At 70.7% G+C, this 14,682-nt stretch carries 13 protein-coding genes; 10 read left to right on the top strand and 3 right to left on the bottom strand.

Translation table 11 applies throughout. The annotated features are described in order from the left end of the window. Positions 1–104: 104 nt before the first annotated feature. The 7 genes from DQ384_RS10145 (at position 105) to DQ384_RS10115 (ending at position 7,293) form a co-directional block, all read left to right on the top strand. On the top strand, positions 105–626 hold the full coding sequence (locus tag DQ384_RS10145) for a RidA family protein (protein WP_220182876.1): 522 nt from the start codon (positions 105–107) through the stop codon (positions 624–626). A 177-nt stretch (positions 627–803) separates the two neighbouring features. Beyond that, the gene (locus tag DQ384_RS10140) at positions 804–1,748 is read left to right on the top strand and encodes a (2Fe-2S)-binding protein (protein ID WP_147268724.1); all 945 of its coding nucleotides are present in this window, start codon (positions 804–806) and stop codon (positions 1,746–1,748) included. A gap of 111 nt (positions 1,749–1,859) precedes the next feature. Beyond that, entirely contained in the window at positions 1,860–2,651 is a 792-nt protein-coding gene (locus tag DQ384_RS10135; protein WP_220182875.1) for a helical backbone metal receptor, read from the top strand. 19 nt (positions 2,652–2,670) lie between these two features. Further along, positions 2,671–3,393, top strand: a complete 723-nt coding sequence (locus DQ384_RS10130) for an MgtC/SapB family protein (RefSeq protein ID WP_114028491.1) — start codon at positions 2,671–2,673, stop codon at positions 3,391–3,393. 88 nt (positions 3,394–3,481) lie between these two features. Then, positions 3,482–4,060: a DUF6789 family protein gene (locus DQ384_RS10125; RefSeq protein WP_181871127.1), complete on the top strand. Its 579-nt coding sequence runs from the start codon at positions 3,482–3,484 to the stop codon at positions 4,058–4,060. Between the two features lie 36 nt (positions 4,061–4,096). Beyond that, the gene (locus DQ384_RS10120; RefSeq protein ID WP_114028490.1) at positions 4,097–6,184 is read left to right on the top strand and encodes a catalase; all 2,088 of its coding nucleotides are present in this window, start codon (positions 4,097–4,099) and stop codon (positions 6,182–6,184) included. A gap of 260 nt (positions 6,185–6,444) precedes the next feature. Next, positions 6,445–7,293, top strand: a complete 849-nt coding sequence (locus tag DQ384_RS10115) for an aldo/keto reductase (RefSeq protein ID WP_114028489.1) — start codon at positions 6,445–6,447, stop codon at positions 7,291–7,293. Between the two features lie 147 nt (positions 7,294–7,440). Here DQ384_RS10115 and DQ384_RS10110 read toward each other — a convergent pair whose 3' ends face one another. Both DQ384_RS10110 and DQ384_RS10105 read right to left on the bottom strand, forming a co-directional pair. Then, positions 7,441–7,758: a hypothetical protein gene (locus tag DQ384_RS10110; protein ID WP_114028488.1), complete on the bottom strand. Its 318-nt coding sequence runs from the start codon at positions 7,756–7,758 to the stop codon at positions 7,441–7,443. Positions 7,759–7,784: 26 nt separating this feature from the next. After that, positions 7,785–8,234, bottom strand: a complete 450-nt coding sequence (locus DQ384_RS10105; protein WP_114028487.1) for a DUF1931 family protein — start codon at positions 8,232–8,234, stop codon at positions 7,785–7,787. Between the two features lie 369 nt (positions 8,235–8,603). On the opposite strand from DQ384_RS10105, the gene DQ384_RS10100 reads away from it, so the two are divergent. The 3 genes from DQ384_RS10100 to katG all read left to right on the top strand — a co-directional run bounded on the left by DQ384_RS10100 (position 8,604) and on the right by katG (position 13,364). Further along, positions 8,604–10,370: a glycoside hydrolase family 75 protein gene (locus DQ384_RS10100; protein WP_114028486.1), complete on the top strand. Its 1,767-nt coding sequence runs from the start codon at positions 8,604–8,606 to the stop codon at positions 10,368–10,370. Between the two features lie 273 nt (positions 10,371–10,643). Beyond that, positions 10,644–11,081, top strand: coding sequence for a Fur family transcriptional regulator (locus DQ384_RS10095; RefSeq protein WP_114028485.1), 438 nt, complete (start codon positions 10,644–10,646; stop codon positions 11,079–11,081). A gap of 51 nt (positions 11,082–11,132) precedes the next feature. Beyond that, on the top strand, positions 11,133–13,364 hold the full coding sequence (gene katG / locus DQ384_RS10090; protein WP_114028484.1) for a catalase/peroxidase HPI: 2,232 nt from the start codon (positions 11,133–11,135) through the stop codon (positions 13,362–13,364). A 307-nt stretch (positions 13,365–13,671) separates the two neighbouring features. Here katG and DQ384_RS10085 read toward each other — a convergent pair whose 3' ends face one another. Continuing rightward, the gene (locus DQ384_RS10085; protein WP_114028483.1) at positions 13,672–14,469 is read right to left on the bottom strand and encodes a class I SAM-dependent methyltransferase; all 798 of its coding nucleotides are present in this window, start codon (positions 14,467–14,469) and stop codon (positions 13,672–13,674) included. Between the last annotated feature and the right edge of the window lie 213 nt (positions 14,470–14,682).

Below are 14,682 nucleotides of genomic sequence, written 5' to 3'. Positions count from 1 at the left end.
CCACCCACGGGCAAGACCCAAAACGGCCGGGCGCCCCGCGAAGAGGATCACCTGGAACTTCAGCGCGGTTACCCCGCGTTCGGTGATCGGCGCGAATACCATCGGTGATCGACGGCATCCTCCGGGTGACCGTCCATCCGACACCGGCCGAGGAGGGGACGATGATCCGGCGCTGGAATCCGCCCGGCGTGGCACCGCCGGTCGCCCAGTACAGCCACCTGGTCTCCGTACCGGCCGGCCACGACCTCATCATGATCGCCGGCCAGTTCGGGCTGCTGCCGGACGGCACGCTCGCCGGGCCGGACGCCCAGACCCAGAGCCTGCAGATCTACGCCAACATCGAGACCCTGCTCAGGTCGGCCGGCGCGGGGCCCGAGCACCTGGTGCGGCTGTTCACGATGCTGGCCGGCGCCGAGCACCTGGAGGGCAGCAGGCTCGCGCGGCACCAGACGTTCGCCCGCTGGTACCCCAACGGCGGCTACCCCACCAACTCCATCGCGGTGCTCGCCGGCCTCAGCACGCCCGAGCTGACCGTCCAGATCGACGGCATGGCCGCCGTCCCCGCCCGGGTCGCGACGGAACTGGCGGACGGCGACCTCATGCACGAGATCATGGAGGCCGTCTGACCGCGGGGCCCGGAGCCGGGCCGTGGACGGGACCGCCGACGCGGCGAAGCGGGACCGCGGCGGGTGACAGCACGAGGCGGGGCCGGTGACGGGGACGAGCAGCCGGCCGATGACGCACGACGGACCACACCCGAGGCCGGCCACGGCCCGGGACGGCGGGTGACGAAGAATACGGGTGTGACGACATCTCCGCCTCCATCTCCGTCTCCGGGCGGCCTCCCGGAAGGCTTCCCCGCCGGCACGGTGACCGCCGAGCCCGCTCTGGTCACGAAGGCGCTGGCCGAGGTGTCCGCCATCGGGCCGTACTTCGAGGTCTCGTCGGACGCCGGGCGCGAGGACGAGCCGCTCTGGCGGCCCCTGCGCGAGCTGTCCCGCGACACCGAGGCCCTGCGCGCCCGGATCACCGACTACGGGCGGCGGCTCGGCGCCGAGGAGGACCGGGTCGGGGCGTCCATCCTGTTCCAGGGGCTCGCGGCCCGCGTGTGGTCCCCCGTCGTCGGCACCGTCACCGCCTACAGGCTGCTCCCGGCCGCCGCGCCCGGGCACCTGCTGTGGCGTCCGGTCCCGACCGGGCCGCTGCCCCTGTGGGCGCCGCCCGTCACCATGCGCTGGCTCGTCCTCCCGTCCTCCGTGACCGGCGGCGCCCCCGGAACCTGGACGGCACCCGGCCCCGAAACCGGCACCTCGCCCGCCGGTGAGGCCGGATTCGTCGGAGGACCCGGCGCGGGAAACGGTCAGGTGACCGAGCTGGTGTACCGGACGGTGGTGACCGAAATATTGGAACCCCTGGTCGAGGCCTTCCGCGGTGTCAGCAGGATCGCGGCCGGGCTGCTGTGGGGCAACGCCGCCTCCGCCCTGGCCGGCGTCCTCCGCACGCTGCCGCTCGCCCGTCCCGACCTCGCGCCGGGCGCGGCACGCCTGGTGGGCGACGTCCTGAGGCTCGGCGTCCTCGCGGGGACCGGCCGGCTCGTGGAACCCGCGCCCGGCACACACCTGTTCGTCCGGACGAGTTGCTGCCTCTACTACCGCGTCGAGGCCGGCGGGTACTGCGACGACTGCGCCCTGATCCCCGACCCCGACCGCGCGGCCCGATGGGAACGCCTGACCGGAGGCTCCCGGTGAACCGCGTCAGGCTCCCGGCGAACGGCGTCAGGCTCCCGTGAACCGCGTCAGGCTCCCCATGAATCGCGTCAGGCTCCCGGTGAACCGCCGTCCAGGGGCGGGAGGCCCACGGTGAACGCACGCGCGGGGCTCGCCGAGGACGACCTCGGACTGCCCGTGCCCCTGCCCGCGCGCGTCCGCCGGGTCGTCTCGCTGGTGCCGTCGCTCACCGAGTCGATCGCGGCCACGGCTCCCGGGCTGCTCGTCGGCGCCACCGACTGGTGCTCCCACCCCGGGGATCTCGACGTCACCCGCGTGCGCGGCACCAAGAACCCCGACGTGGCGGCCGTGATCGCGCTCGCCCCCGACCTGGTGGTGGCCAACGAGGAGGAGAACCGCGTCCCCGACCTCGACGCGCTGCGCGGGGCGGGCGTCCCGGTCTGGGTCACCGTCGTGCGGACGCTCGACGACGCGCTGTCCTCCCTGCGGCGCATGCTGACCGGCGCGATGGGCCTGCCGGAGCCGCCGTGGCTGACCGCCGCCGAGCGGGCGTGGCGAGCGGCCGGGGACGTGCCGGGCACCCGGCGGGCCGTGATCCCGGTGTGGCGCAAGCCGTGGATGGTCGCCGGGCGGGACACCTTCCTGGGCGACGTGCTCCTGCGCCTCGGCGTCGAGAACATCTACGCCGGCCACCCGGAGCGGTACCCGAAGATCCCGCTGCCCGAGCTGCTCGCCGCCGCCCCCGACCTGGTCGTGCTGCCGGACGAGCCGTACCGGTTCACCGCCGACGACGGCCCCGGCTTCTTCCCCGGCGTCCCCGCGGCGCTCGTGAGCGGCCGTCACCTCACCTGGTACGGGCCGTCGCTGGCCGAGGCGCCGGGCGTACTCGCCGAGGCGCTACGCCTTGCGGCCCCAGCGCCCTGACCTGCACTAATCTGGGTCGATGGGGCTGCCATACCTGGTGGAGCTCTCCGGGCAGGGCTGGCGGCAGATCGGAGAGCTCGCCCTCGCGTTCGTGCTCTCCGCGGCGATCGGCGTCGAGCGGGAGCTCCGGCAGAAGAGCGCCGGGCTGCGCACCCACACGTCGGTCGGGTTCGCCGCGGCCCTGATCATGATCGTGTCGAAGTACGGCTTCTCCGACGTCCTCGGCTCCCACATCGCCCTGGACCCGTCGCGGGTGGCCGCGCAGATCGTCTCCGGCATCGGCTTCCTCGGCGCCGGCCTGATCTTCATCCGGCGCGACGCGGTGCGCGGGCTCACCACCGCCGCGACGATCTGGCTGACGGCCGGCGTGGGGATGGCGGCCGGGGCCGGTCTGTGGCTGCTGGCCCTTGTCGTCACCGCGGGACATTTCGCGACGATGTACCTCCTCGGGCCGCTGGCCCGGGCGCTGCCGACGTCCAAGTACACGCCCTCGCGGCTTCACCTGCGGTACACCGAGGGCCGGGGCGCGCTCCGGCGGGTGATGCAGGAGTGCACGGGCCAGGGGTTCAGCCTGAGCGAAGTGGCGATCGACCAGCAGAGCAGGGCCGAGGACCCCCGGACGATCACCGTGTGGGTCAGCCTGCACGGCCCCGGGTCCGTCCCCCATCTCATCGCGACGCTGAGCGAGATCGACGGGGTGCTCGCCGTCGCCGGCCACGACGCCGACTCGTCGTTCCCTTGACCAAGGCGATACCCACACAACGCCCATGACCTGCGGCGATGTGCTTGATCCCGGGTTTGCCGTCCTCGACCGGGGGCACGTAGCCGCAATGACGAGCAACCTTGTCAAGGGCGGCGTCGGCGGACTGCTCGCCACGGCGGCGATGAGCGCGGTGATGCTCGCCGCGGACCGGGCCGGGCTGATGGGGGAGCACCCGCCGAAGCGCATCGTCCGCGCGGCGCTCCCGGGCCACAAGCACCTTCCCAAGCCCGGAGAACGGCCGCTGGCGGTCATCTCGCACTTCGCCTACGGCGGCTTCTGCGGCGCGGTGTTCGCCGCCGCGACCGGCCGCCGCGAGCCCCGGGTGCCGCTGGGGGTCATGTACGGCCTCGGCATCTGGGTCGTAAGCTATCAAGGGTGGGTGCCCAGCGCGGGCATTCTGCCACCCGCCCACCGCGACCGGCCCGGGCGGCAGTTGACCATGATGGCGGCGCACGTCGTCTACGGCGCCACGCTCGTGCTCGCGTACAACGCCCTGCGCCGCCGCGAGCGATCCCGCGCCACGCGAACGTACCGCCCGGACGGGCGTACTCCCCCGATTACGCCGCCGGACAGGCGCCGCGAGGAGGCGTTCAGCGCCTCCCCCGCGCGAAGCCCGTGGCCGGCGGCCCACGACGGGCGGGCCTGAGGTCCATCGATCGACGTCTGATCGGGGGTTACGACGATGACCAGCGACGAACACCACGGCGACCACCGCACGGAGAAGGACAGGCGGCTCGACCCCTTCCGGGTCGACAAGCGGGACACTGTCCTCACGACCGACCAGGGCATCCCCATCGACGACACCGACAACTCGCTGAAGGCCGGCGAGCGCGGTCCCACGCTGATGGAGGACTTCCACTTCCGGGAGAAGATCACCCACTTCGACCACGAGCGGATCCCCGAGCGCGTCGTGCACGCCCGCGGCTCGGGGGCGTACGGCTACTTCGAGCCCTACGACGACTCCCTGTCCCTGTTCACCCGCGCGGAGTTCCTCACCACCCCCGGCCTGCGGACGCCGGTGTTCGTCCGCTTCTCGACCGTCGCCGGGTCGCGCGGCTCCGCCGACACGGTACGGGACGTACGGGGGTTCGCCACCAAGTTCTACACGCGGCAGGGCAACTTCGACCTGGTCGGCAACAACATGCCGGTGTTCTTCATCCAGGACGCCATCAAGTTCCCCGACTTCGTCCACGCGGTGAAGCCCGAGCCGGACAACGAGATCCCGCAGGCGTCGTCCGCGCACGACACGCTCTGGGACTTCGTCCAGCTCCAGCCGGAGACCACCCACATGATGATGTGGCTGATGTCCGACCGGGCGCTGCCGCGCAGCTTCCGCATGATGCAGGGGTTCGGCGTGCACACCTTCCGCCTCGTCAACGCGGACGGCGTGGGGACGTTCGTGAAGTTCCACTGGACGCCCAAGCTCGGCAAGCGGTCCCTGGTGTGGGACGAGACGCAGAAGATCGCGGGCAAGGATCCCGACTTCAACCGCCGCGACCTGTGGGAGTCGATCGAGCAGGGCGCCTTCCCCGAGTACGAGCTGGGGGTGCAGCTCGTCGCCGAGGAGGACGAGTTCGCGTTCGACTTCGACCTCCTCGACGCGACGAAGATCATCCCAGAGGAGCTGGTGCCGCTGCGTCCCGTGGGGCGGCTGGTGCTCGACCGCAACCCGGACAACTTCTTCGCCGAGACCGAGCAGGTCGCCTTCCACCTCGGCAACGTCGTCCCGGGAATCGACTTCACCAACGACCCGCTGCTGCAGGGCCGCCTGTTCTCCTACCTCGACACGCAGCTCATCAGGCTCGGCGGGCCGAACTTCCCGCAGATCCCGGTCAACTGCCCGATCATCGACGTCCACAACCATCACCGCGAGGGCTACCACCAGATGCGGATCGACAAGGGAAAGGCGGCGTACCACCCGAACTCGCTGGACGGCGGCTGGCCGGTGCCCGCCGACGGGCGCGCGTACCACCACTACCAGGAGCGGGTCGACGGGTACAAGATCCGCAAGCGGAGCGAGAGCTTCAGCGACCACTACAGCCAGGCCACGCTGTTCTGGAACAGCATGTCCGACTGGGAGCGCGCGCACATCGTCGCCGCCTTCCAGTTCGAGCTCGGCAAGGTCACGGCCCGCCACGTGCAGGAGGGCGTCGTGCGCAACCTCAACGAGGTCGACCACGAACTCGCCGTCGCCGTCGCCGAGGGCATCGGTGTGGACGCGCCGGGCACGCCGCTGCGTCCCAACCACGGCCGCAGCTCGCCGGCGCTCAGCATGGACCACGAACCCGCCGACACCATCGCCACCAGGAAGATCGCGTTCCTCGTCGCGGACGGCGTCGACGCCTCGCACGTGCGGTGCCTCATGGCCGAGCTGACCATGAGGGGCGCCATCTGCGAGGTCCTCGCCGCCCACGGCGGATCCGTACGGGCCGCGGCCGGCGAGCAGCTCATGGTCACCAGGCCCATGCCGACCACGGCGTCGGTGCTGTTCGACGCGGTCGTCGTGCCGGGCGGGGCGCAGAGCGTGCGCGCGCTGGCCGAGGACGGCGACGCGGTGCACTTCGTGGCCGAGGCGTACAAGCACGGCAAGCCTGTGGGGGCGATCGGCGAGGGCGCCGACCTGCTCGACCTGGCCCGGGTCGCGCCCGACCCCACGCGCGGGGTGATCGTGACGTCCGAGTCGGACATCGAGGGATTCGTGACGGCGTTCGCGGCCGCGGTCGCGGCACACCGCTTCCCGCGCCGCGCGACACGTCCCGTCCCGGCGTGACCGGCCCGCCGTGAGGGTCGCCTTCCGGGGGCCGCCTTCCCGCGTGGGAGGCGGCCCTTCGGCGTGCGGGGCGGCCCTCCTCCGGCCTGCCCACAGGGCCCGCGACCGCCCAGGCGTACGGTGAGAGGAACGGCGCGTCGCGCCTCCGGTGCGCGTCCGCCGACATCGGCACACGCTCCCCATGACGGCCTGGCACACGCCTCGTCGAGGGCACAGCGCACATCGAAGATCAAATCCACGCTCGCGGGGAGGAGATCCCCATGCTGCTGACCACCATGCCGACCGTGACGCTCCCGTCCGGCGAGGCGATCCCCGTACTCGGTCAGGGAACCTGGCACATGGCCGAGCACCTTGCCTCGCGCGAGCAGGAGATCGCGGCGCTGCGCCTCGGCCTGGACCTGGAGATGAAGCTCATCGACACCGCCGAGATGTACGCCGACGGCGCGACCGAGGCGCTCGTCGGCGAGGCCATCGCCGGGCGCCGGGACGAGGTGTTCCTGGTCAGCAAGGTCCTGCCGTCCCACGCGACCCACGACGGGACGATCGCCGCCTGCCAGGGCAGCCTGCGCCGCCTCGGCACCGACCACCTCGATCTCTACCTGCTGCACTGGCGCGGCCCCGTTCCCCTCGCCGAGACCCTCTCGGGCTTCGCCGAGCTCATGCGCATGGGGCTGATCCGGCACTGGGGCGTCAGCAACTTCGACGTCCCCGACATGCGGGAGCTTTCCCGGCTTCGCGGCAGCGCGGGCGTCCAGACCGACCAGGTGCTCTACAACCTGACCAGGCGCGGCATCGAATGGGACCTGCTGCCGTGGTGCCGGGAGTACCAGATCCCGATCATGGCGTACTCCCCCATCGAACAGGGCGAACTGCTCGGCCGCCCGGCCCTGCGCGGCGTCGCGGAACGCCACGAGGCCACCCCGGCCCAGGTGGCGCTCGCCTGGGTGCTGCGGCACGACAACGTCAACGCGATCCCCAAGATGGGGACCCCTGGGCACGTGTACCAGAACCGTGCCGCCGTAGGCATCCGCCTGACCGAAAACGACCTGTACGTACTGGACGAGGCCTTCCCCCCGCCCTTCCACAAGGTCCCTCTGGAGACGCACTGAACCGAAGGGCACGTCGCGCGCCGCCGATGCTTCGTACGCGGCCGGCCACGGCCCTCTCGCCACTCGCGTCTCTTGCCACTCGCGCTGCGATCGATATCGATACCGCGCCAACAGCTCGCGCGGCTTCCTGCCGGGGAGGTCCGGGTCTCAGCGCGCGTGGTGCTCCGTCGCCTCGCGGAGGCGGCTCAGGAGATCTTCGCGGCGGGCTTCGAGGGTGGCGATGAACGCGTCCTGCTGATCGGCCATGTTGATCAGCGTCCCCATCTCGTTCATGTCGGTGGGGGCGTCGGCGCGGTCGCCGATGCGCTCGCGCAGTTCCCTGGCGGTCTCGCGCAGGCGGGCCAGGTCCTCGTCCACCAGGCGGAGCTCCTCGCGGATCGCGTCCTCGTCGCGGGCGTCCACGCCGGCGACGCCGCTGGTTTCCCGGGACCTCTCGCCGCCGGGGTTCTCGTCGTGGCCGGCCATCAGTGCTCGTCCTCTCCCTAGAGCGCCTACAGCAGCAGCTCGAAGAGCTGCTGGACGCGTTCCCAGTCCCGGGTCTGCGGGTTCTTCGTCTCCGGGTCGATGATCTTGAAGGCGCGGGCCAGCGCCATCGACAGCCCTCCCACCACCAAGGGCAGCCGCTCCTGCGTCTCCTCGCTGAGGGTCACGTCGAGCGGGGGCCTGGCCGTCAGCCGGTCGAGGACGGGCGCGACCTCGATCTCCTGGTCGAGATCGCGGAAGACGTACATGATCTCCTGAAGGCCCTTGGTGACCGGCAGGTCATAGGGCTCCAGCACGTCCCGGCGGTTCGCCTTCGCGGCGGCCTGCGCGATGATCAGCAGGTCGTACACCTTCTGGTTGAGGAAGTCGTAGTAGCGCTTCAGGTCCTGCTTGTCGACGTCCAGCCCCGCGGCGGCGCGGAAGAAGCGCTCGAACTTGGTGACCTCGCCTACGACCATGTCGCGTCATCTCCTCGGGGCGGGCCCGGCGGGCGATTGCACGCCCCTGGCGCTCCTCGCATCGTCGCGAACCCTCCGCCCGCCGCACATCCCCAGGTCGAGTAGTAAGCGCGCCCGTCCGAGCGACCTGCCCCGCTGCGCCGCGGCCACGGACGCGCGCCGTAGCTCGCCCGCCATATGACGACAAAGCATCATTTTTGGGCCCCCGCTCCCCTTGACGACCCGGCCTGGCGAATGGTCCGATCATTAATCGATAGGAAGCTTTCCTAACAATCCACGTGAACGGTCCACTGTCTTCCGCGGACATCGCCGCGCCACTCGCCCGGCCCTCGGGGGTGCCGGGCGGGCGGCCCGGCAGAAAGGCTGAACGTGCACCCCCTCACGACGGCGCTCCGGCGCCCCGCACACGTCGCCCTCGTCCTGCTCGCCCTCCTCGCCACCCAGCTCTTCTCGGGAGGTCTCGCCTCCGCCGCCACCACCCGGTACGAGGCCGAGACCGCGACGATCTCCCAGGGCGTCGTCGCCTCCGACCACACCGGCTTCTCCGGCTCCGGGTTCGTCGACGGCACCAACATCGCCGGCAGCTACGTGGAGTGGACGGTCGACGTCCCCTCCGCCGGCAGCGCGACGCTGGCCGTCCACTACGCCAACGGGACCACGGTGAACCGCCCGGCCGACGTCTCCGTCAACGGCGCGGTCGTCGCCGCCGCGCGCGCCTTCAACGGGACGGGGAGCTGGGACACCTGGGCCACCGCCACGGTGGCCGCCAACCTGAACGCCGGCCCCAACACCGTCCGGATCACGGCGACCTCCGCGAACGGCAACCCCAACCTCGACTACATCGAGGCCACCACCTCCGACACCGCGTCCACCGTCTACCAGGCGGAGAACGCGGCCCTGTCGCAGGCGGCCGTGGCGACCAACCACACGGGCTTCACCGGCACGGGCTTCGTCGACTACACCAACGTCACCGGCGGCTCCATCGAATGGACGGTCAACGCCGCCACCGCCGGAAGCACCACGCTGACGATCCGCTACGCCAACGGCACGACGGTCGACCGGCCGATGGACATCGCGGTCAACGGCGCCGTCGTGTCCGCCGGGCGTTCCTTCCCCGCGACCGCGAACTGGGACACCTGGGCCGACAGCACCCTCACCGCCACGCTGAACGCGGGCGTCAACACCGTCCGCGCCACCGCCACCACGGCCAACGGCGGCCCGAACGTCGACAAGCTGACCGTCGGCGTCGGCGGCGGCACCGACACGCAGGCGCCCAGCGTCCCCGGCAACGTCCGCGTGACCGCGACCACGGGCAGCAGCATCTCGCTCGCCTGGAACGCCTCCACCGACAACATCGGCGTCACCGGCTACAAGGTGTACGAGGGGAACACCGCGGTGGCGATCCCGGGCGAGAACGCCGCCACCATCTCGGGCCTGGCCGCGTCCAGCAGCCACACCTACACCGTCACCGCGGTGGACGCCGCGGGCAACGAGTCCGCCCGCAGCGCCGCCGTCACCGGGACGACGACCGGCGGCGGCGGAGGCGGGGTCACGGCCGCCCAGCTCCTGTCCAAGGTGACCACCTGCACCCAGATCTCCAACGGCAAGTACAAGACCGACAGCGACGTCAGCACGGCCACGGTGCCCGTCTGCGACAAGACCGGCGCGGTGTACTGGAAGGCCGACATGGACATCGACTGCGACGGCGTCCGCACCACCCAGTGCAACGAGAACACCGACTGCTGCTTCCAGCCCGACACCGCCTGCCAGTCCACCGCCGGCGGCCCGCTCAACGCGGCGCAGCTCCCGTACGTCGTCGTGCCCAGCACCAGCGGCATCTGGAACTACACCACCAAGGGCATCGGCTGCGGGACGGTCGTGGCGGTGATCTACAACAACCAGATCGAATACGCCGTGGTGGGCGACACCGGCCCGAGCGGGATCATCGGCGAGGCGTCCTACAAGACGGCCGCCGACCTCGGCATCAACCCCGACCCGAGCAACGGCGGCACCGACTCCGGCGTCACCTACATCGTCTTCACCGGCTCCGGCACCAAGGTGGCCCAGGTCCAGAACCACTCCCAGGCCGTGACCCTCGGCCAGCAGCTCGCCCAGACGTTCGTCAACAACAACTAGCCCCGGACACACAGGCGGGCCCGGCACCCTGCGCCGGGCCCGCCCGAGCACCTCCTCCGGCTCCCAGCCCACCCCGCCTCCCGGAGATTCGCCTCGTCACCGTTTCGGCCGCGCGAGCCCTCCGGCCGACCGATCTCTTGAGGCAGAGGCCAGAACCGCCATCTGGATGCGGCAAGTCACGCCACACCGGGGCGGACGTCGCCTGACGCGACTGCAGACTTGGGCAATTCGCTCTCTTGAACCTTTCGCGTTTATGGCGATAGGTTTGGCGCCATGACCGCCCCCAGGACTCCGTCCACCGCCGAGGAGTTGCGCGATGCCGGCCTGCGGGTGACGGCCGCCCGCGTCGCACTGCTCGAGACCGTCCGGCACGGTGACCACCTCGACGTCGAGACGATCGCCTCCGGGGTGCGCGATCGCGTAGGCCACATCTCCCTTCAAGCCGTGTACGAGGCCCTCCACGCGCTCACCGCGGCGGGCCTCGTACGCCGCATCGAACCGGCCGGCAGCCCGGCCCGGTTCGAGGGACGCGTCGGGGACAACCACCACCACGTCGTGTGCCGGTCGTGCGGGGTCGTCGCCGACGTCGACTGCGCGACCGGCGAGGCGCCCTGCCTGGCCGCCTCCGACGACCACGGCTTCTCGATCGACGAGGCCGAGGTCATCTACTGGGGCCTGTGCCCCGACTGTTCGACCACCCGCAGTTCCTGAGCACCTTGATCCGCTCAGATCCGCTTAGATCCCTTTATCAGAAGGATTTCCATGTCTGAGAACCATGATGCGATCGTCACTGACGCGAAGGCGGGGAGTGAAGGTGGCTGCCCGGTCGCGCACGAGCGCGCTGCGCACCCGACGCAGGGTGGCGGAAACCGCCAGTGGTGGCCGGAGCGGCTCAACCTGAAGATCCTCGCCAAGAACCCCGCCGTGGCCAACCCCCTCGGTGAGAAGTTCGACTACGCGGAGGCGTTCAAGACCCTCGACCTCCCGGCCGTGAAGCGGGACATCGCGGAGGTGCTGACCACCTCGCAGGACTGGTGGCCGGCCGACTTCGGCCACTACGGCCCGCTCATCATCCGGATGGCGTGGCACAGCGCGGGCACCTACCGGATCAGCGACGGCCGCGGCGGCGCCGGGGCCGGCCAGCAGCGCTTCGCCCCCCTCAACAGCTGGCCCGACAACGGCAACCTCGACAAGGCCCGCCGCCTGCTGTGGCCGGTCAAGAAGAAGTACGGCCAGGCGCTGTCGTGGGCGGACCTCATGATCCTCGCCGGCAACGTCGCCCTGGAGTCGATGGGCTTCAAGACCTTCGGCTACGCCGGCGGTCGTGAGGACGTGTGGGAGCCCGAGGAGGACGTCTACTGGGGTCCCGAGACCACCTGGCTCGACGACCAGCGCTACACCGGCGACCGTGAGCTGGAGAACCCCCTCGGGGCGGTCCAGATGGGTCTCATCTACGTCAACCCGGAGGGCCCGAACGGCAACCCCGACCCGCTCGCCTCGGCCCGCGACATCCGTGAGACGTTCCGCCGCATGGCGATGAACGACGAGGAGACGGTCGCCCTGATCGCGGGTGGCCACACCTTCGGCAAGACCCACGGCGCGGGCCCGGCCGACCATGTCGGCCCCGACCCCGAGGCCGCCCCCATCGAGCAGCAGGGCTTCGGCTGGAAGAACACCTTCGGCACCGGCAAGGGCGGCGACACGATCACCAGCGGCCTCGAGGTCACCTGGACGCCCACCCCGACCAAGTGGGACAACAGCTTCTTCGAGACCCTGTTCGGCTACGAGTGGGAGCTGACCAAGAGCCCCGCCGGCGCGAACCAGTGGAAGCCGAAGGACGGCGCCGGCGCGGGTACCGTCCCCGACGCCCACGACCCGTCGAAGCGCCACGCCCCGACGATGCTGACCAGCGACCTCGCGCTCCGCGTGGACCCGGTCTACGAGCAGATCTCACGGCGCTTCTACGAGAACCCCGACGAGTTCGCGGACGCCTTCGCCCGGGCGTGGTTCAAGCTGACCCACCGCGACATGGGCCCGGTCGTGCGCTACCTCGGCCCGGAGGTCCCCACCGAGACGTTGCTGTGGCAGGACCCCCTCCCCGAGGTGACGCACGAGCTCGTCGACGCCGGGGACATCGCCTCCCTCAAGAGCCAGGTCCTCGCCTCGGGCCTGTCGGTGTCCCAGCTCGTGTCCACCGCGTGGGCGTCGGCCTCGACCTTCCGTGGCGGCGACAAGCGCGGCGGCGCCAACGGCGCGCGTGTCCGCCTCGAACCGCAGAACGGGTGGGAGGTCAACGACCCCGACCAGCTCGCGACGGTGCTGCGCACCCTGGAGGGGATCCAGGAGTCCTTCAACGCCGCCCAGACCGGCGGCAAGCGGATCTCGCTCGCCGACCTGATCGTTCTCGCCGGCGGCGCGGCCGTCGAGCGGGCCGCCAAGGACGCCGGCGTCGACGTCGAGGTGCCCTTCACGCCGGGCCGCGCGGACGCGTCGCAGGAGCAGACCGACGTGGAGTCGTTCGCCGCGCTGGAGCCGACCGCCGACGGGTTCCGCAACTACCTCGCGAAGGGCAACCGGCTCCCGGCCGAGTACCTGCTGCTCGACCGGGCGAACCTGCTGACCCTGAGCGCCCCCGAGATGACGGTCCTCGTCGGTGGCCTCCGCGTCCTCGGCGCGAACTACCAGCAGTCCGCGCTCGGCGTCCTCACCAGGACCCCCGGGGCTCTGACCAACGACTTCTTCGTCAACCTGCTCGACCTGGGCACGACGTGGAAGGCGACGTCCGAGGACGCCAACACGTTCGAGGCGCGTGACACCGCCACGGGCGAGGTCAAGTGGACCGGCACCCGCGCCGACCTCGTCTTCGGCTCGAACTCCGAGCTCCGCGCCCTCGCCGAGGTCTACGCGAGCGACGACGCCAAGCAGAAGTTCGTGACCGACTTCGTCGCGGCCTGGACCAAGGTAATGAACCTGGACCGCTTCGACCTCGTCTGACCCCGACGTCCAGGTCGGCCCACGCGGGCCGACCTGGACGCCCTCAGTCCGAATGATCTCGACATCGCCCATCTCCGACGCGACGCACGCTGTCATCATCCGGCCACGATCAGTGAAATCCCATGAGATCGAAGCCGGTAGAGGCAGGATGACGAAGGCAAGGCCAGACCTTTGTCCTCACTCGCGACTGATCGCTTCGGGGGCTCAGCGCAAGGAGATCACGTAGAGGTCGAACGCGGCCTCGGTCTCCCCGTCCGAAGAACACAGCCCTCGCGGAGCGAGGCCCATTTTCTGGAGGGCGGCGGGCTCACTTCACGCGGTGGGCGACTCTTAGTTCGGTGAGGTAGCGCTTGGTGACGTGGCTGCCGTGGCGGGTGTCGATCAAGGTGCCGATGCAGTCGAGGAGGCCGGACAGGACGTCGGGGGCCAGGTCGCGGTGGCCGGAGTAGGTGCGCAGGAGGTCGAGGTACTGCTCGGTCGTGTACTCGATGTCGCGCTCGTAGCGGAAGAAGCGCACCGGGCCGAACCGCTCGGAGTCGTCCAGCTCGGCGCTGTCGCGCAGGACGTGGGACGAGTGCGGCAGGGTGATGCCCTTCGGCGTCTTCGAGTCGAAGCGTTCGTAACACTCCTGGACCTCGCGGAAGAACGCGTCGCTCCCGCCCGCGATGTGGTGGGTGTTGATCGTGGCCAGCGTGCCGCCCACGCGCATCGCGTTGGCGGACTTGTCGACCCTCACATACGGGTCGATCCAGTGGAACGCCGTCGCCGACAACACGACGTCGAAGGGACGCTCCGGCAGGGGCCAGTCCTCGAACGACGAGACGACGACCTCCGCCTGGTGGAACCGGCTCAGCTTGCGGCGGGCGATCTCGGCCATCGCCGCCCCCAGCTCGACGGCGACGATCCGGCACCCCCACTCGGCCAGCGGCACCGTCGCCTGCCCCGTCCCACACCCGATCTCCAGCACCCCGCACCCGGACCCGATGCAGGCCACCTCGGCCAGGTCATCGAACATCGCCACCGGATACCCCGGCCGCGCCCGCTCGTACAACTCGGCATCCTGGGTGAACGTCTCCCGCAACCGCTCCCGATCACTGTCGCCCATACCGCGAGGCTACAGACCCGCACCGACACTGCCACCGCACCCGCGATGAACCACCCGTCCGGTCGAGATGATCGTCCCGGTCCCGGGGGAGTGTCAATTTAACGGCTGATCTTGGTTGTTGAAGTGGTTAGAGGTTGGCGGGGGTAAGGCGGCCTTCGAAGGCGATCTGGAAGGCGTTCAACGGCGCCTTCCAGCGCATGGTCCATCGCTTGC

This window comes from Sphaerisporangium album (genome assembly GCF_003323745.1).
Lineage (GTDB): Bacteria > Actinomycetota > Actinomycetes > Streptosporangiales > Streptosporangiaceae > Sphaerisporangium > Sphaerisporangium album.
Note: the sequence above shows the minus strand (reverse complement) of the source record. Positions and strands in the feature narration are given on the sequence as shown.